This window comes from Chryseobacterium sp. FR054 (assembly GCF_056844565.1).
Map to the genome: position 1 here is coordinate 87,307 of NZ_JBXDSA010000002.1, position 16,764 is coordinate 104,070.

The window sequence follows — 16,764 nt, forward strand, 5'->3', positions numbered from 1 at the left end:
GGTCTAAAATCAATTTATAATTTATAATTCAAAATTTATAATTCCAGTTATGCGTCTAATTCTCCCGCAATAATATTCATACTACACATGGTAACGATCGCGTCTGATATTACAGAACCTGTGATCATTTCAGGATAAGCCTGATAGTAGATGAAGCATGGTCTTCTGAAGTGAAGCCTGTACGGGCTTCTTCCTCCGTCACTTACTAAATAGAAACCTAATTCTCCGTTTCCACCTTCTACGGCATGGTAAACTTCACCTTTCGGAACATCTGTTTCTCCCATTACAATTTTGAAGTGGTAGATCAGTGCTTCCATTTTCTGATATACATCGGCCTTTTCAGGAAGATAGAAGTCAGGAACGTCTGCGTGGAACGGACCTTCCGGAAGGTTTTCGTATGCCTGTTTGATGATTTTAATAGATTCCCAGATTTCCTGCTGACGGACCATGAAACGGTCGTAGGTATCTCCTGAAGTTCCTACAGGAATAATGAAGTCGAAATCTTCGTAGGAAGAATAAGGCTGTGCAACTCTTACATCGTAGTCTACACCGGCTGCACGTAGGTTAGGACCTGTAAATCCGTAGCTCAATGCTCTTTCTGCAGAGATGGCTCCGGCACCAATCGTTCTGTCCATGAAAATTCTGTTTCTTTCCAGTAAAGTACAGAATTCTTTGAATCTCGGCGGGAATGTTTTTAAGAAGTCCTGTAATAACTCATGGAATTTCGGGGTGAAATCTCTCTCAAATCCTCCGATTCTTCCCATATTGGTCGTCATTCTGGCACCGCAGATCTGTTCATACATATCATAAATGCGCTCTCTTTCGATGAACATGTAGGTAAGCCCTGTGATAGCTCCCGAGTCCATTCCGGTTACCCCGTTACAGATCAGGTGGTCACCGATTCTTGCCAGTTCCATCAGAATCACACGCATATAGTCTACACGTTTTGGAACTTCTACACCGATCAGTTTTTCTACTGTCATGTGCCATCCTAAGTTGTTGATAGGAGCAGAACAGTAATTCATACGGTCGGTAAGAGTTGTGATCTGAGAATAGTTTCTTCTTTCAGAAATCTTTTCAAAGGCTCTGTGAATATATCCTACCGTTTGCTCTGCATGAAGGATTCTCTCACCGTCCATAGTAAGGACATTCTGGAAGATTCCGTGGGTAGCAGGGTGGGTAGGTCCTAAATTGAGGGTATACAGCTGCCCGTCAATCTGTTCCTTACTTTCGTACTGGTTGAGTATATTAGATAATGAGTTATCTTTCATAATGTTTGCTTTTAGCTATTTGCTTTTGGCTAATTGCCTTCCGCGTTTTATCTTCCGAACATGCTGTCGTTCTTGTCTGTTCTGGTACCGTCTTCAAGGCGGTATTCCTTCAGCATCGGGTGGTATCCGAGATCTTCCATATTCAGGATCGGTCTCAGATCCGGATGTCCTTTGAATTTAATTCCGTAGAAATCGTAAGTTTCTCTTTCCATCCAGTTGGCTCCGGCGTAAAGTTCTACCAATGAATCCACTTCAATATTTTCTCTGGACATGAAGATTTTCAGGCGAAGCCTGAAGTTGGTCATCATATTCTGAAGATGGTATACCACTCCGATTTCTTTTTCAGGAAATTCAGGATAGTGGATTCCGCATATGTCGGTAAGGAATTTGATTTCTAATGATGAATCTCTCAGGTAGTGAACGATCTTTTTGATGTCTTCTTTTTTTACTTCAATAGTCAGCATTCCATAAGGTTCTGAACTTGAAATAACAGATTCCGGAAATTCTCTCGTGATTGCTTCTAATACAAATTCGTTTGTCATTTCCGTTTAGTTGCTTATGTTGTAAGAATCCAATAATTTCTGATATTCGGGCATATCTCTTCTTCTGATGCTTTCGCTTTCTGCAAGAGCCTGCACCTGCATTACGCCTTCAATGATCTGCTCCGGTCTCGGAGGGCATCCCGGAACGTAAACGTCTACCGGAATAATCTTGTCGATCCCCTGAAGTACAGAATAAGTGTCGAAAATACCGCCGCTGGAAGCACAGGCTCCAACTGCTACCACCCATTTCGGTTCTGCCATCTGGGTGTAAACTTCTTTCAGGACTGGTCCTAATTTTTTTGATATAGTTCCGCAAACCATCAGCATGTCTGCCTGTCTCGGTGAGAAAGAGTTTCTTTCCATACCAAATCTTGAAGCATCATAGGTTGGGTTCAGGGTAGCCATAAACTCGATACCGCAACAAGAGGTGGCAAACGGAAGCGGCCAAAGAGAGAATTTTCTTGCCATCCCGATTACACTGCTCAGTTTCGTTGCGAAAAACCCTTCTCCTTCATATCCTTCGGGAGCAGGTGCATCTGTTCTTATTACTGGTTTTTTATCTGACATCTCTTAGATTTTAGATTTTAAATTTTAGATTGAAACTTCATCTAAAATTTATAATTTTTAATTTATAATGATCCTACTTGTCCCAATCGAGTGCGCCCCGTTTCCATACATAGAAAAACGCCACGAAGAAGATCGCAACGAATGTCAGTACGGCAAGGAATCCTTCCATACCGAATTCTCTGAAGTTTACGGCATACGGATAAAAGAATACGATTTCGATGTCGAAAAGGACGAACAATACCGCAGTCAGGAAGTACTTGATAGAGAATGGTGTTCTTGCGTTTCCTTCCACAGGCACCCCGCATTCCCAGCTTTGGTTTTTCACAGAATTTCCTTTCTTCTGCTTTGGACCCAGAAAATGTGCTCCAAGCAGAGAAACGGCTACAAATCCTATGGCAACACCCGCTTGAATCAGGATTGGAATATAACTTTCAGGTAAATTCATTTTTGCATTATTATCTCAATTTGCAAATTTAGCGAATAAACAAGAAAGCATGAAATTTATCAGCTTAAAAGTCGGTTCAAAATAGGGAAAAGTGATAATTTAGAATCAATAAAAATAACGATTATTTCTTCATTTTTTTGAGGAGTGTGTAGGCCATAATCGAGATATATCCGAAAAGGATACTGGCAAACATTATGTTAATTATAGTGTTGGTTCTGTCGTCCTCAATCTGGAAAAAGAAGTTATAGATAAGGAACGCGGCAATCAGAACGGCAAAAATAATTAGCTGTGGTTTCATATGGTAAAGGTAAGATTTTAATCGCTGACAAAAATAGTTGAGTTATTACCGGTTATTCGTTACTCATTATTAATATCCTTTGTGTAAGTTCTTCTTCTTTTGTGATTCACCGGGTTATAATCCTGCCAAAGGAGCTGGATGCTTTTGTTTTCTTCCAGTTCGGGATTGGTTTCAAGAAATTTCACTCCTTTTTTTCTGAAGGTATCGAAAATTTCTTTGAAAATAATTGAGGTAACGCCTCTTCGCTGATAATCCGGATGAATACCGATCAGGTAAAAATTGGCTCTGTCATTTTTCTTTCCGGCCTGAAGAAGATGCCACCAGCCGAAAGGCAGAATTTTTCCTCCCGACTTCTGAAGAGCTTTGGAGTAGGAAGGCATGGTGATGGCAAATGAAACCAGATTGTTGTGTTCATCGGCAATACACACGATAAAATCCTTATCGATAAACTTGAAATATTTTTCTTTATATGTTTTACGCTGCTCGTCTGAAATAGGGGTATAGGTGGAAAGGTGCTTGTAGGTTTCATCCAGGAGATCAAACATTGCATCTACATATTGAAGGATCTCTTCTTTTGTTTTGAATTTTAAAACCCTGAGATGGTATTTCTGTGAGATCAGTTCGTTGAATTTATAAATCTTTTCCGGTAAGGTCTCCGGGAACATGATCTCAAATTCTACCCATTCTTTTTCTTTTACCATGCCTATTTTCTCAAGGTGTTCAGGATAATAGGAATGGTTGTAAATTCCGATCATGGTGGCGAGTTTATCAAAACCCCGGGTAAGCATTCCTGCTTTGTCAAGATTGGTGAACCCCATCGGGCCTTCTATTTTATCATATCCTTTTTCCTTAGCGTAATCTACGGCTTTCTGAATCAGGGCTCCGGAGACTTCTTCATCATCAATGAAATCAATCCATCCGAAGCGTACTTTTCTGATGCCCAGTTCTTTTTCTTCTTTATGGTTGATCATTACAGCAATTCTTCCCGCTATTTTATCATCTTTGAAAGCCAGGTACTGCTTTGCTTCAGAATATTGAAGCGCAGGATTTTCCTTAGGATTCCAGATGTTGATTTCATCATTGGCAAAAGGGGGTACATAATAAGGATTGCCCTTATACAGATCCATAGGGAATCTTGCAAATTGTTTAAGCTGGCCGGCTGTTTTTACTTCAACGATTGATACTTCAGACATAGTGGTTTTGAAGGAGAATTAATAGACAAATATAAATAATAAAATCTTATACTTTGGCACAGTTTTTACATCAATATGCTTAAATTTTAAACACAAAATCTATATAAAATGACGGGTTATTATATCATTATCGGTATTTCAATGCTGGTGAGCTGGTGGGTTTCATCCAGGCTGAAATCGAAATTTGAATACTACTCCAATGTGCATCTCAGAAATGGCCTTTCCGGGAAAGAAGTGGCAGAAAAAATGCTTAGAGATAACGGAATCAATGATGTACAGGTAATTTCTGTTCCGGGCCAGCTTACGGATCATTATAATCCGGTTGATAAAACAGTAAACCTTTCAGAAGGTGTATATATGCAGAGAAATGCGGCAGCAGCGGCAGTAGCAGCTCATGAATGCGGCCACGCGGTACAGCATGCGGTAGGATACTCTATGCTGAATCTTCGTTCGAAACTGGTTCCTATTGTAAATATAAGTTCTAACCTGATGCAGTTTGTCCTTATTGCAGGGATTGCTGTAATGGCGGCTACAAGATCGATTGATAATCCGAATGGAAATATGACTGTCTTAGCCATTGGTGTGGCAATGTTTGCAATGACTACACTATTCGCCTTCGTAACCCTTCCGGTAGAATACGATGCGAGTAACAGGGCTATGAAATGGCTTAAGGATACGGGAACCGTAACCAAAGAAGAATTTGTAGGGGTACAGGACAGTCTTAAATGGGCAGCCAGAACCTATCTGGTAGCAGCTATCGGATCGCTCGCACAGCTGCTGTACTGGGCATCTATGCTTCTTGGAAGCAGAAGGGACTAATCTTTGAATTCAAATGAAACATACTGCATCTCGGACAATTTGTCTGAGATGCTTTCTTTTTGAGCCAGTTTTAAAGAAGCTGTCAGAATGCAGTTTTCATCGGCATCGAAATTCAAAACTTTAGCATCAAATTTAGAAAGAAGCGTAAAGATGATGTTCTGCTGGTTGAAGTTAAAACGGATTTCAATTTCGGTTTCCAGTTCTCGGGTGATGATGACGGCTTCATCAAGGGTAATCTTTGCAGATTCTTTATAGGCTTTTACCAGCCCAGATACACCCAGTTTGGTTCCTCCGTAATACCGGATGACAACGACCAGAATATTGGTGATTTCATGAGCCAGCAGCTGATTATAAATCGGAAGTCCTGCGCTTCCTGAAGGTTCACCATCGTCATTCGCCCGGTAATTTTCGCCCTGAAGTCCCATTCTGAAAGCATAGCAGTGATGGGTGGCTTTGGGATGTTCCGTTCTGAGTTTTTCCAAAGCGTTTTTTAGTTCTTCTTCATTATTGACCGGGTAGGCAAATCCGATGAATTTGCTTCCTTTTTCTTTTAGTAAAGTATTTTCAATGGGGTTTTGTATCGTTTTGTATTCGAACATGCTTCAGTGAACGCTTTTAAACTGCAAATTTACAGTTAATATACTACAAAAAAAAGAGCGTTGCCGCTCTTGTATGAATGATTCTGTTAACACATTGTTGTTGCAGGTATGCATGGCCCTTTGGGTTCACATCTGTGGAATCCGGGTCTGCATGGGCAGATTGTCATCCACGGTTCGCAGGACTGTATGCCTCCCTGAATTGATTTTAGTTCTCTTTTTGAAAGTTTTCTTAAATTTTTCATGATTGTTATGGTTTTTGACGGTTGTTTTTTAGTCACACAGATCCATTGGGATCAGGCACATATAGCTTGTTGGTCCGCAGAAATCTACCGGGCAGTAATCCCTGCATCTAGTAGGTTGTCCGTTCGGTAAAGTACAGGTTACAAAAACTCCGCCTGTAATGGATCTCAGGTTACTTCTTGAAATTTTTTTCAGATTTTTCATGATCATTGATTTTGATTTTTCCTACTCTAAAACTTTTCGGATTCCGTTTAATCAGTATTAAATATAGGTAAAATATTTCAATTGATGATGAAATATTTAAAAGATTTCATTTTTGTTTGTGTAAAATGAAATGGAGCTGTCTCTGATCATTTCAGTTGATCTGAATGTTAATCGAATTTCAGGGTATTGGTGTGGTTTTCCGGTTTTTATTTTTTAATAATGATGTACTGATTCCAGATGTGCAGATTAAAAAAATATCTGAAAAATGTAATTTAAGTGTTTTATTTTTAATGATATATGGCTTGTGATGTATTTTGTTCTCGGATTCTATAAATATTAATCCTGCTTTTATAATGCCTTGAATATTTAAGTATATTTAAATACACCCTGAGAGGTTCTGAAGAAGTTTTTTATAAGTTAATTATAACAAAAAGGTATTACAATCCGGTTATTAAAAGATTCAAATATGGAAAAAAAAATATCTCTGTTATTAAGTTGTCTTTTAGGATTTTTACTCATCCGGGCTCAGACTGAAATTTATGTGGCTCCTAATGGCAGTGATCATAATACCGGAAGTATTGCCCAGCCTTTTAAGACTCCCGAACGGGCAATACAGGAAGCTCGGAAAGCGGTAGAGAAAGACCTTGTTATTTATTTCAGGAAAGGAATATATTATCTTCAAAAGCCTATCCTTTTAAATCATGAAACGGTAAAAACCAGATCTCTCATGATCAGTTCTTATCCGGGAGAAAAAGCTTACATAAGTGCAGGACAGTTGCTAAAGCCAAAGTGGAAAATTTTTAAAAAGGAAATATATGTGACAGCAGTTCCTGAAAATATTCACTTTGAGAGACTTTTTGTAAACGGAAAACTCCAGACACTGGCCCGCTATCCTGATTATGATCCTGCTGCGAGGGTATTTAACGGGACTTCAGCTGATGCTATCGCTCCTGAACGTATCAGGCAATGGAAAGATCCGGCAGGTGGCTATGTGCATGGCCTTCATTCAGGAGAATGGGGAGGTTTTCATTATAGGATCACAGGTATTGATGAAAAAGGTGAGCTTAAACTGGAAGGTGGATGGCAAAATAACCGTCCCTCTCCACTACATAAAGAATTTCGTTTCGTAGAAAATATTTTTGAAGAACTGAACGCTCCGGGGGAGTGGTTTCTGGACAGAAATAAAAATATGCTCTATTACTATCCCCCGGCAGACACGGATTTATCACTGGCAAAAATAGAAGTTTCCCGTTTCAGAAACAGTATTGAAATACAGGGTAAGGATAGAACCCCTGTATCTGGGATTGAAATTAAAAACATTGTTTTTCTGCATAATGAAAGAAGCTTCATGGAAACTAAAGAGCCTCTTTTACGGAGCGATTGGACTATTTACAGAGGGGGGAGTATTTTTATGGAAAATACCCGGGATATAAAAATAACAGGCTGTCAGTTTACTGATGTGGGAGGAAATGCTGTGATGCTAAGTGGATATAATAAAGGAAATGTAATCCATAGCAACCATATCTATGGGGCCGGAGCAAGTGGAATTGCTTTTGTGGGAAAAACAGATGCTGTAAGATCTCCTTCTTTCGGATATGAAAATGATGTCCTTTACGAGCATCTGGATAAAACGCCGGGGCCAAAATCAGATCATTATCCACAGGAATGTACAGCAGACAATAACCTGATCCATGATATAGGGCAGATTGAAAAGCAAGTGGCCGGTATACAGATTGACATTGCGGCCAATATTAAAGTAATACATAACAGTATATACAATACCCCCAGGGCAGGTATTAATATAGGAGACGGGGCCTTCGGCGGACATATTCTTGAATTTAATGACGTATTTAATACAGTACTTGAAACCGGAGATCATGGTGCTTTTAATTCCTGGGGAAGAGACCGTTACTGGAGCCCTTCCAGAAAATATATGGACAGTATAACAAGTGCACACCCTGAGCTTATTTTACTGGATGCACTGGAAACTACAATCATCCGTAACAACAGGTTTCGCTGTGATCATGGGTGGGATATTGATCTGGATGACGGTTCTTCCAATTACCACATTTACAATAATGTTCTTTTAAACGGCGGGCTTAAGCTTCGTGAAGGATTTAAACGGGTTGTAAATAATAATATTATGGTTAACAACAGTTTTCACCCTCATGTATGGTTTAAAAACAGCGAAGACCGTTTTGCGAATAATATTGTTATGACAGCGTATGCTCCTATTGGTATTGATGACTGGGGGAAATATATTGATTATAATCTGTTTCCAAATACTGAAACCTTACAGGTGGCCCAAAGCAGGGGAACCGATCAGCACAGTATTTCAGGTAATGCGGATTTTATCAGTCCTTCAACAGGAGATTACAGAGTGGGCAACCAATCTTTGGCCTTAAGTATCGGATTTAAAAATTTTTCAATGGATCAGTTTGGAGTTCAGGTTCCCGAACTGAAAAAAATCGCTGCCAAACCCCAGTTCCCCGCCTTGATCAATAATAACGACAGTAATGACAAAAGGGCAACAGCAATCAGTTTTTTGAATGCCGTGGTCAAATCAATAGAAGGTCCGGGTGAAAGATCTGCCTATGGATTAGCTGACGAAAATGGCGCTGTCATTGTGAAACTCGAAGCAGATAGTCCACTGAAAAAGAGTGGGCTGATGGAAAAAGATGTGATCAGATCTATGGATGGCACAGTGGTGAAAAAAGCTGCTGATCTTTTGAATATTTATCAGGCTTCAAAATGGAAAGGGAAAATAAAAACTGAAGTCATGCGGAATCAACAGCTTGTACAGGCAGAAGTATCTTTAAAATAATCTGCCTGCTATACCGTGAGATTTTTCATATCCGCTCACCGGCATGAATAATGAAAGCTTAAAATGTAAAAAAAGATATTGAATTATCCCTGAATTTTGTCGTTCTATCAGGTATATATCCAAAATCCGGAGCTTTTGTTCCGTTTTCCAGCTTCAGGTTTTCGTTTTTGATGATAATGGCTTCATCCCAGAGTTCAGCATCAATAAACTGCTGTAAAGTGAATCGTCCTCCTTCAATAATAACAGACTGGATCTGTTCTTTGTATAATGCTGTCATCAGTTCAGGCAGGAAATTTTCTTTTCTTATCCTGATGAACCGGATATTTCCTTCTGTTTCTTCTTTTTCAGTATTAAAAATAAGGGTTGTAGCTTCATTATTGTAAATCTTGAAATCCCGGGGTACTTTCAGGCTGAAATCGATCAGAATTCTTACAGGATTGTTTCCTTCCACATGCCTTACGGTAAGTCCTGGATTATCTGTCAAGGCTGTTTGTGTTCCTACCAGAATGGCATGTTCGTCAGCTCTTAACCGGTGAACGAACTGGCTGGCTAATGTATTGGATACAGCGGTTGGTTTAAAATCTTTATCCAGGAATCCGTCTGCGGACTGTGCCCATTTTAAGATGATATAAGGCCTGTTTTTTTCGTGGTAGGTGAAGAATCTTTTATTCAGCTGAATGCATTCTTTTTCAAGAACTCCGGAAACGGCTTCTATACCGGCATCCTGGATGATCTTTTTTCCTTTTCCGTTTACTTTATCATGAGAATCCATCGCGCCGATCACCACTTTTTTGAAGCCCAGTTCTTTAATCTTTAAGGCGCACGGCGGTGTTTTTCCATAATGGGCACACGGTTCCAGCGATACATAAATGGTGGATTCCGGAATAAGGCTTTTATCTTTAACAGAATTGATCGCATTAATTTCCGCGTGGTTTTCTCCGGCTTTATGGTGATAACCTTCCCCGATGATCTTCCCGTTGTGAACGATCACGCTGCCAACAAGCGGGTTAGGGTAGGTGCTTCCCAAAGCTTTCTGAGCCAGTTCAATGCATCGTTTAATATAGAATTCGTCGTTGTTCATAAGGTGAAAAAGAAAAAGCGAAGACAAATTTCTTTGCTCCGCCTGTTGATGTTTTTTAATGGGTTAGTCTCCAGCGATGATGTTGTGAAGGTTCTGTTTTAAAGTTTCCAGATGGGCCTTTTTCTCATCAATGGTGTTGTAGGTATCTCTCAGAAGAGGATTTTCTCTGGACGGCTTGTTGAAGAATGCTAAATTGTTTTCAAGTTTTACAATTTCGGCTTCAAGGTCAGAGATCTGGCTCTTCATTTTTCTTGCCTTGTCGGTAAGCTGGGTTTCAGTTAAGCCTTCTTCTTTCAGTTCAAGCTCGTTGATCTTATTCAGTTTCAGCTTCTCTCTCAGTGTTTTGTTGAATTCGGAATTGATGGAGATCTTATCTCTCGGCACTTTTCCGATATTGTTCCATGCTGTTTTAATGGCTTCAATTCTTTCGATGCTGCCGTCTTCATTGGAAACGGTTTTCAGTTCATCGAGAAGCTCTTTTTTGTGCTTGTAATTTTCTTTCCAGTTATCGTTGGAAGTATTGTTCTTCTCTCTGTAATTGTTGAAGAAGGTATTACAGGCATCACGGAACTCGTCCCAGATCTTGTTGGTCATGCTCTTTGGAACATGGCCGATCTTTTTCCAGTCTTCCTGAAGCTTTTTGAATAACGGAACGGCAATATCCCATTCTTCGTTGTTCATATTGTCCTGAGCAGTCTGGATAAGTTTTAGCTTTTCTTCCAGATTGGCCTGCTGTGAGCCTTTCAGGGACTTATAATAGTTGTTTTTTGTTGTGTTGAATCCTCTCAGGATGGTTTTGAAATCATTCCAGTTCTGGTTGGAGAGTTTTCTCGGAACACTTCCTGTTTTTAAGAATTCGGAACGCAGATCTTCCACTTTTTTGATGGCATTCTGCCAGTAATTGTGGTTAGGGGTTTCAGAAGGTTCAGAAAGTTTTTTGATTTCTGCAATGATCTGATTTTTCTTTTCCAGATTGGCGCTCTGTTCTGTTTCTATTGCGGCTGAAAGTTCAGATTTTCTTTCGTGAATCTTGTTGGAGATCTCTTTAAACTCCTCCCATGTTTTTTCACGGAATTCTTCTGCTACCGGTTCTGCTTCTTCTTTCCATAATTTGTGAAGGTACTGAAGCTCGTTCAGGGCTTTCTGGATTACAGGCTCGTTTTCAAGTTCTTTGGCTCTCGCAATAATGTGCTGTCTTTTTTCCAGATTATGGCTGAATTCCTGTTCCAGGAACTCTTTATTCAGGTCCAGCATCTGATAGAACTGATTCAGATGGTGGAAATAGTTGTTGTTGAGGATTTTGAATTCCGATTTGGCAACCTGTCCGGCTTTTGACCAGTCTTCTTTGATCTCACGGATGGATTTGAAAAGATTGGTTCCTGCTTCAGAGTTGGTATAAAGGTTTTTAAGTCTTTCAATAATGCTTTGACGGTGTTCCAGGTTTTTCTTCTGTTCTTCGTCCTGAGATTTCTGATAAGCATCATGTTTTTCTCTGAAGATATTGACCAGAGCAGAGAATTTAGCCTGTGAAGGATGCTCATAGCTGAAATTTTCGGGAGCATTTCCTGCTTCTGTGTACTCATGTTTTTTGTCTTCCACTTCATCATGGATGTGGTGACTTGCTTTATCTTTTAACAGATTGAATCTTTTGAAGTTTTCCCCGGCATTGTCTGTGTTGATGATCTTTTCCATTTCTTTCAGGGCATCGGCCAGGCTAATATCCGTATCAGCATGCTCTTCTTCATGATGTTCCGTATCGTCATCATGATGTTCATCCTGAGGAGGGGTATTTCCAGACGTTTCTTCTTGAGATACTTCTTGAGGATTTTTGTTTTCTTCGTTTTCAGAAAGATTGTTTTCTGTAGTCATAGCAAATCTTTTATGTGAGTGGCGTTAATATCCTTTCTATATAGCTCCAAAGCCAATTTGAGTACTAATTTAGTTTATTTTTTTTGAAAATTCCAAATTTCCCAGGCTTTTTCTGCTTGCTGTTCAAGCATATAATAGCCGTTCACGGTTTTTGCTCCTTTTTCAGCCGCTTTTATAATGAACTGAGTGTAATTGGGATTGTAAATAAGGTCTATGATCAGGTGCTCCGGAGAAATTCCGTCAAAAGGAAACTCCAGGCAGTCTTCAACATTGGGAAACGTACCTACCGGTGTACACTGAACGATAATTTTATGCTCCTGTACGGTTTCTTTGCCCAATGTATCAAACGTAATTTCAGATTTTCGGGAGATGGTTACGGAAGGAATTTCAAGTTTGTCCAGAACATATTTCACTGCTTTTGCCGCCCCTCCGTCTCCTAAAATCAAGGCTTTGTCGTGATGGGCCTTTTTATGCAGAAGCAGGGTTTTTTCGAATCCGAAGGCATCGGTATTGTAACCCGTCTTTTTTCCGTCGCGGATCAGTACGCAGTTTACGGCTCCTATTTTCTCAGCTTCATCACTCAGTCCGTCAAGATAACTGATGATTTTTTCTTTGTAAGGGATTGTCACGTTGAAACCCAGGAGTTCCGGATCGTTGAAAAGTTTCTCAGCATCATGAATGTCATTCAGGTCAAAAATATCGTAAGAATAGTCTTTCAGCATCAGCTTCTGAAACTTGTCTTCAAAGAATTTTCTGGAAAAGGAATAGGAAATATTCTTTCCTATAAGTCCTAATTTTTTGTTGGAATCCATGATATCAAAAATAAAAAAAAGACCGAAGAAATCGGTCTTTGTTGTAAAATATTTTTTAGGGTTTTAATCTACCATGAATTTTGTGGAGAAATTGTCTGTTTTCAGAATGTAATTTCCTTTAACAAGCCCTTTAAGGTTAATCTTATTAGAATTTTTGAATGGATTGGCAATCACTTCAATAAGCTTTCCTGAAAGGTCATAGATTTCAGCTTTTGAAATTTTGTTCAGGTTTTCACCTTTTACAAACAGTTCATTGTTTTTTACCGGGTTAGGGTAGATGGTGAACGCTGCTTTATCTTTTTTGATCTCTGAAGTTCCTAATGAACCGAAACACGTCCAGCTTAAATCATCCATTGTCACCCTGTTGGAGCTTGGATTGGTGAATTTGATGACCACATCTCCGTCAACATTGATGTTGAGAGTTGTTGTAGCAGCTGTCTGAGTATATGGAATAGTACCTACCACAACATCGTTAACCAATACATTTACAGAGTTGTTTGAACCACTGAATTTTCTTTGAGTAGTCACTGTTAACGTCTGAATACCTCCGGATATGGTTGTGCTGGTAAGAGTTCCATTTCTGAGAGTGATTGCTCTGGTGGTGTTGATTTTCTCATCTATTTTTGTGTCTGTTGCCGTCCAGGTGATATTATTATTGGTCCAGGTTCTGGTGTCATAACCATTATCTGTTCCTACAATACTGTTGAAGTTTTCTGTACCACAGCTTGTATTTCCTCCGGACTGTCCCGGTAAAGTGGTTTCACTTGCTGTGTTACTCTGAGGTGATGAGTTTCCGGCTGCATCTCTGGCAATCACATAGAAACTGTATAAAGTGGAAGGAGTAAGTCCCGGAACGGTAGTAGAGGTTCCTGATACTGTGGTTTTTAATGTTCCGTTAGCATAAACATCATAGCCTATTACTCCGATATTATCTGTTGAAGCAGTCCAGCTTAAAGAAATGGTGTTAGAAGTAGGGTTTTGCGCTGTAAGGTTGGTTGCAGCCGTTGGAGCCTGATTGTCAGGAACCGGACTTCCCCAGATCATTTCAACATAAGCAGGATTGTCAATAAAAGGATTCCTGTTTCCCTGGTATGTATAGGAAGCATTGTTTCTTCCTCTTTCAGCATCTGAAACCGGATCCATGGCATGCCATGCCATAAGCTGATTCAGTTCCCACAGCTGTAATCCCGGGAATGAAGATCCTCCCAGTATATTTCCTGAGCTGAAAGAAGGAAGTTCTACTTCATATCTTGTTACAAAATAAAAAATCATTCTGGCTACATCTCCCTTGAACTCATCGATAGGCTCAAATACTGTTCCTGAATATCCCGGAGATACAGAATTCCCTAACTTGGAGCCATTCATAGAAGTGAAAGTGGCATTTCCTACTTTTCCGAAAGGATAATTGGATCTCATTCCGTTTACTTTTCCATCGGTAGCGCGGATAAAATGAATATCTGCAACCATTGGGCTCTGCTCATTGAAAAAACTCTGAGGTATGATGTGTTCTCTGTTGTAGCACTGGCCTTCAGCCGTGTAGTTTCCACACTGATTCGTTCCTACGGTATATGAGTACGGATCCGGACCGGAAGGGTTTTCAGAGTAAATATCAAGGATTTTTCCGTCATTATCGTAGTAATAATCGCGGTCAGTAGTTGCATAAGCCGTCCATAAACCGTTGTAGCCTTTGTCCTGATGACCATTCTTGATGATGTTTTTTAAAGCTGTTTTAAGGGGGGCTCCTGTTAGGCCTGCGGCGCTATTATAATAACCGGCAGGTGCCTGTGCTGCAGCATTGATGAACAAGATGCTCAGCATTAAAAAAGATAGAATTCGTTTCATTTCTAAAAAATTGGGGGCGTAAAGGTACGAAAAAATGAAAACGAAACGTGTTAATTTTTAGTAATATACTCTTTGCTGATTTTTGAAAAGAACCACGAAATAGCAATCCCGAACAGGGAAGCGGTAAGGGCTACAATGAAATAATTTTTCCCGACAATTTTTACAGGGAACGGAAGGATAGAATTAGCCCTGAAGAATTCGGTATACAGCTGGAAATAACAAAGGATCGTTCCCAGGATGAGACCGGAGATAACTCCTGAAACCACAATAAGAATCCCGGTATAGAAGTACGTCATCCGGAGATGGCTTAAAGGAAAACCTAGTGATATAAGGGATTTGGCCTGCTCTTTTTTATCCAGCTGAAGGATAATAATTGCTCCGGCCAGGTTGAATGTAGTAATGAAGATGACAAGGGCAAAGATCAGGTAAATGAACATTTTCTCTGTATTGATCATTTTCCAGAAGGCTGCATTTTCCTCTTCTTTGGTCTTTATTTCAAATTTTTTTCCGAGGGTATTGAGGAGATTTTGCTTAACAGCGTCTGCACTGTCCGGATTTTTTAATTTGATAACGATCTCGTAAGCGGATTTTTTGGGAAGACTAAGCAGTTCTTCAGTCAGCTCAATTGGAGCTATGATGTAGCTGTCGAGCTGTTCTTTTCCCGGGAAAAGTCCGGTAACAAGAATATCTCTTTTGTTGTAAATATCTTCTTCTTTATTGATGATCCCGGTTCCGGGCTTCGGCATAAATACTGTTGCATAATTGTCGGTAGAATCTACCGGAATAGAGAGCCTGTTGTCCAGGTTGGTCTCCATGAAAACTTCATTGGAGTACTTGAAACCCGGATAGGTACCGTAGATTACTTCCTTATCAATCGGATTTACTTTTGTGTAGGCTGAATCTACTCCTCTCAGATAGGCTATATCCCCTTTTCCGCGGAAGCTGATGTATACTTTTTCTTCAATAATCCGGGAAAAGCTGCTGATGGCTTTATTATTTTTTAAAGCGGTATTTACTTTATCCAAGTCTTTTATCGTCTTTCCGGAGACACTTTTAAGGGTAAGATCTGCATGCAGATTGGAGATCAGGTCTTTGTTAAGGTCTTCAAGTCCTGAAAAAACAGAGATAATCACGAACATTGCGGTTACAGCAACCATCATGGCACCCACCGAGAGCCACGTGATGAACGTAACTGCGGTACTGCCTTTTTTAGCCAAAAGGTATCTGGATGCTATGTAAAATGCAATATTCTTCAAAATTCTTATAAAACAGGATTGTCGCCTTCACCTCTTAATTCTCTTTCCAGTCTTTCAACGTCGTCAAGAGCGGTGTCTAAATAAAAGTTAAGCTGTGGAATGATACGTACCTGTTTAGCCATTTTCTGGCCGATAAAATTTCTGTACTGAGCTTTGTTTTCCTCTATTTCCTTCATTACTGCAGAACGGAACTCCTGCGGGAAAATGCTTAAATAAATTTTAGCGATACCCAGATCGGCCGTTACTTTTACATCTGAAACGGATACCAGGATACTCTGCTTGCTTTCTGCAGCCTGTTTGCGGAAAAGCTCCGCGAAGTCTTCCTGAATGATCTGTGCTACTTTTCTTTGTCTGTTACTTTCCATAAGTTGTGCAAATTTAGTACTTTTGTTTGAATTGATACCGGAAATTTGGCTCCGGTATCAAATTTACGATTTAATTATATTTATCCGTATTTATGAAGCTAGAACATATTGGCATAGCCGTAAAATCTTTGGGCGTTTCTGACGACCTTTTTGCCAGACTTTTGGGCAAAGAATCCTATAAACAGGAAACCGTGGAAAGGGAAGGAGTAGTTACTTCCTTCTATGAAACAGGAGAAAGCAAAATAGAACTTCTGGAAGCAAGCAATCCCGAAAGCCCGATCTCTAAATTTATCGATAAAAAAGGTGAAGGCATCCATCACTTGGCTTTTGGCGTGGAAAATATCCTCGCAGAGATCGAAAGACTAAAAAAAGAAGGATTTCAGTTTATCTCGGAAGAACCGAAAGAAGGTGCTGATAATAAATTAGTTGTCTTCCTTCATCCGAAATCCACCAACGGAGTACTGGTAGAATTGTGTCAAGAAAAACCATAAAAAATTTTGTAGTGAAAGAAATTTTACTATTTTTGCAGTCACAAAA

At 39.8% G+C, this 16,764-nt stretch carries 18 protein-coding genes; 3 read left to right on the plus strand and 15 right to left on the minus strand.

Translation table 11 applies throughout. The annotated features are described in order from the left end of the window. Positions 1-47: 47 nt before the first annotated feature. The 6 genes from nuoD to AC106S_RS07660 all read right to left on the minus strand — a co-directional run bounded on the left by nuoD (position 48) and on the right by AC106S_RS07660 (position 4,316). Positions 48-1,271 carry an NADH dehydrogenase (quinone) subunit D gene (gene nuoD / locus AC106S_RS07635; protein ID WP_482438502.1) on the minus strand — a complete coding sequence of 408 codons (1,224 nt, stop codon included), beginning with the start codon at positions 1,269-1,271 and terminating at the stop codon, positions 48-50. Positions 1,272-1,318: 47 nt separating this feature from the next. Then, positions 1,319-1,813: an NADH-quinone oxidoreductase subunit C gene (locus AC106S_RS07640; protein ID WP_482438503.1), complete on the minus strand. Its 495-nt coding sequence runs from the start codon at positions 1,811-1,813 to the stop codon at positions 1,319-1,321. A 6-nt stretch (positions 1,814-1,819) separates the two neighbouring features. Beyond that, entirely contained in the window at positions 1,820-2,380 is a 561-nt protein-coding gene (locus AC106S_RS07645; RefSeq protein ID WP_002983540.1) for an NADH-quinone oxidoreductase subunit B, read from the minus strand. Between the two features lie 73 nt (positions 2,381-2,453). Continuing rightward, positions 2,454-2,825 carry an NADH-quinone oxidoreductase subunit A gene (locus AC106S_RS07650; RefSeq protein ID WP_062702165.1) on the minus strand — a complete coding sequence of 124 codons (372 nt, stop codon included), beginning with the start codon at positions 2,823-2,825 and terminating at the stop codon, positions 2,454-2,456. Between the two features lie 121 nt (positions 2,826-2,946). Next, positions 2,947-3,123 carry a hypothetical protein gene (locus tag AC106S_RS07655; RefSeq protein WP_482438504.1) on the minus strand — a complete coding sequence of 59 codons (177 nt, stop codon included), beginning with the start codon at positions 3,121-3,123 and terminating at the stop codon, positions 2,947-2,949. 59 nt (positions 3,124-3,182) lie between these two features. Continuing rightward, positions 3,183-4,316, minus strand: a complete 1,134-nt coding sequence (locus tag AC106S_RS07660; protein ID WP_482438505.1) for a GNAT family N-acetyltransferase — start codon at positions 4,314-4,316, stop codon at positions 3,183-3,185. Between the two features lie 108 nt (positions 4,317-4,424). Here AC106S_RS07660 and AC106S_RS07665 point away from each other — a divergent pair, with 108 nt between their 5' ends. Continuing rightward, entirely contained in the window at positions 4,425-5,135 is a 711-nt protein-coding gene (locus AC106S_RS07665) for a zinc metallopeptidase (RefSeq protein ID WP_482438506.1), read from the plus strand. Here AC106S_RS07665 and AC106S_RS07670 read toward each other — a convergent pair. The 3 genes from AC106S_RS07670 to AC106S_RS07680 all read right to left on the minus strand — a co-directional run bounded on the left by AC106S_RS07670 (position 5,132) and on the right by AC106S_RS07680 (position 6,178). Next, entirely contained in the window at positions 5,132-5,734 is a 603-nt protein-coding gene (locus AC106S_RS07670) for an IMPACT family protein (protein WP_482438507.1), read from the minus strand. The genes AC106S_RS07665 and AC106S_RS07670 overlap by 4 nt on opposite strands. Positions 5,735-5,820: 86 nt before the next feature. After that, the gene (locus AC106S_RS07675) at positions 5,821-5,976 is read right to left on the minus strand and encodes a bacteriocin-like protein (protein ID WP_482438508.1); all 156 of its coding nucleotides are present in this window, start codon (positions 5,974-5,976) and stop codon (positions 5,821-5,823) included. A 28-nt stretch (positions 5,977-6,004) separates the two neighbouring features. Beyond that, entirely contained in the window at positions 6,005-6,178 is a 174-nt protein-coding gene (locus AC106S_RS07680) for a bacteriocin-like protein (RefSeq protein WP_482438509.1), read from the minus strand. A gap of 466 nt (positions 6,179-6,644) precedes the next feature. Between AC106S_RS07680 and AC106S_RS07685 the strand changes: the two genes are divergently transcribed. Beyond that, entirely contained in the window at positions 6,645-9,002 is a 2,358-nt protein-coding gene (locus AC106S_RS07685) for a right-handed parallel beta-helix repeat-containing protein (protein WP_482438510.1), read from the plus strand. A gap of 58 nt (positions 9,003-9,060) precedes the next feature. Here the strand turns inward: AC106S_RS07685 and ribD are convergent, their stop codons facing one another. The 6 genes from ribD to rbfA form a co-directional block, all read right to left on the minus strand. Then, positions 9,061-10,083: a bifunctional diaminohydroxyphosphoribosylaminopyrimidine deaminase/5-amino-6-(5-phosphoribosylamino)uracil reductase RibD gene (gene ribD, locus AC106S_RS07690; protein ID WP_482438511.1), complete on the minus strand. Its 1,023-nt coding sequence runs from the start codon at positions 10,081-10,083 to the stop codon at positions 9,061-9,063. A gap of 63 nt (positions 10,084-10,146) precedes the next feature. Beyond that, positions 10,147-11,952: a DUF349 domain-containing protein gene (locus AC106S_RS07695; protein WP_482438512.1), complete on the minus strand. Its 1,806-nt coding sequence runs from the start codon at positions 11,950-11,952 to the stop codon at positions 10,147-10,149. A 74-nt stretch (positions 11,953-12,026) separates the two neighbouring features. Beyond that, entirely contained in the window at positions 12,027-12,764 is a 738-nt protein-coding gene (locus AC106S_RS07700) for a shikimate dehydrogenase family protein (protein ID WP_482438513.1), read from the minus strand. A 63-nt stretch (positions 12,765-12,827) separates the two neighbouring features. Then, a complete protein-coding gene (locus AC106S_RS07705; RefSeq protein WP_482438514.1) occupies positions 12,828-14,606 on the minus strand; it encodes an endonuclease in 1,779 nt (592 codons plus the stop codon). A 50-nt stretch (positions 14,607-14,656) separates the two neighbouring features. Continuing rightward, positions 14,657-15,862: an ABC transporter permease gene (locus AC106S_RS07710; protein WP_482438515.1), complete on the minus strand. Its 1,206-nt coding sequence runs from the start codon at positions 15,860-15,862 to the stop codon at positions 14,657-14,659. Positions 15,863-15,867: 5 nt separating this feature from the next. Further along, entirely contained in the window at positions 15,868-16,227 is a 360-nt protein-coding gene (gene rbfA / locus AC106S_RS07715) for a 30S ribosome-binding factor RbfA (protein WP_482438516.1), read from the minus strand. 92 nt (positions 16,228-16,319) lie between these two features. On the opposite strand from rbfA, the gene mce reads away from it, so the two are divergent. Further along, a complete protein-coding gene (gene mce, locus AC106S_RS07720; RefSeq protein ID WP_482438517.1) occupies positions 16,320-16,718 on the plus strand; it encodes a methylmalonyl-CoA epimerase in 399 nt (132 codons plus the stop codon). Positions 16,719-16,764 lie beyond the last annotated feature (46 nt).

Excerpts from the sequence above, each read along its gene's own strand:
- ribD (WP_482438511.1), bottom strand. The coding sequence starts at position 10,083 with ATGAACAACGACGAATTCTATATTAAACGATGCATTGAACTGGCTCAG.
- AC106S_RS07695 (WP_482438512.1), bottom strand. The coding sequence starts at position 11,952 with ATGACTACAGAAAACAATCTTTCTGAAAACGAAGAAAACAAAAATCCT.
- AC106S_RS07640 (WP_482438503.1), bottom strand. The coding sequence starts at position 1,813 with ATGACAAACGAATTTGTATTAGAAGCAATCACGAGAGAATTTCCGGAA.
- AC106S_RS07680 (WP_482438509.1), bottom strand. The coding sequence starts at position 6,178 with ATGAAAAATCTGAAAAAAATTTCAAGAAGTAACCTGAGATCCATTACA.
- mce (WP_482438517.1), top strand. The coding sequence starts at position 16,320 with ATGAAGCTAGAACATATTGGCATAGCCGTAAAATCTTTGGGCGTTTCT.
- AC106S_RS07700 (WP_482438513.1), bottom strand. The coding sequence starts at position 12,764 with ATGGATTCCAACAAAAAATTAGGACTTATAGGAAAGAATATTTCCTAT.
- AC106S_RS07645 (WP_002983540.1), bottom strand. The coding sequence starts at position 2,380 with ATGTCAGATAAAAAACCAGTAATAAGAACAGATGCACCTGCTCCCGAA.
- AC106S_RS07665 (WP_482438506.1), top strand. The coding sequence starts at position 4,425 with ATGACGGGTTATTATATCATTATCGGTATTTCAATGCTGGTGAGCTGG.
- AC106S_RS07670 (WP_482438507.1), bottom strand. The coding sequence starts at position 5,734 with ATGTTCGAATACAAAACGATACAAAACCCCATTGAAAATACTTTACTA.
- AC106S_RS07685 (WP_482438510.1), top strand. The coding sequence starts at position 6,645 with ATGGAAAAAAAAATATCTCTGTTATTAAGTTGTCTTTTAGGATTTTTA.
- nuoD (WP_482438502.1), bottom strand. The coding sequence starts at position 1,271 with ATGAAAGATAACTCATTATCTAATATACTCAACCAGTACGAAAGTAAG.
- AC106S_RS07705 (WP_482438514.1), bottom strand. The coding sequence starts at position 14,606 with ATGAAACGAATTCTATCTTTTTTAATGCTGAGCATCTTGTTCATCAAT.
- AC106S_RS07660 (WP_482438505.1), bottom strand. The coding sequence starts at position 4,316 with ATGTCTGAAGTATCAATCGTTGAAGTAAAAACAGCCGGCCAGCTTAAA.
- AC106S_RS07675 (WP_482438508.1), bottom strand. The coding sequence starts at position 5,976 with ATGAAAAATTTAAGAAAACTTTCAAAAAGAGAACTAAAATCAATTCAG.
- rbfA (WP_482438516.1), bottom strand. The coding sequence starts at position 16,227 with ATGGAAAGTAACAGACAAAGAAAAGTAGCACAGATCATTCAGGAAGAC.
- AC106S_RS07655 (WP_482438504.1), bottom strand. The coding sequence starts at position 3,123 with ATGAAACCACAGCTAATTATTTTTGCCGTTCTGATTGCCGCGTTCCTT.
- AC106S_RS07650 (WP_062702165.1), bottom strand. The coding sequence starts at position 2,825 with ATGAATTTACCTGAAAGTTATATTCCAATCCTGATTCAAGCGGGTGTT.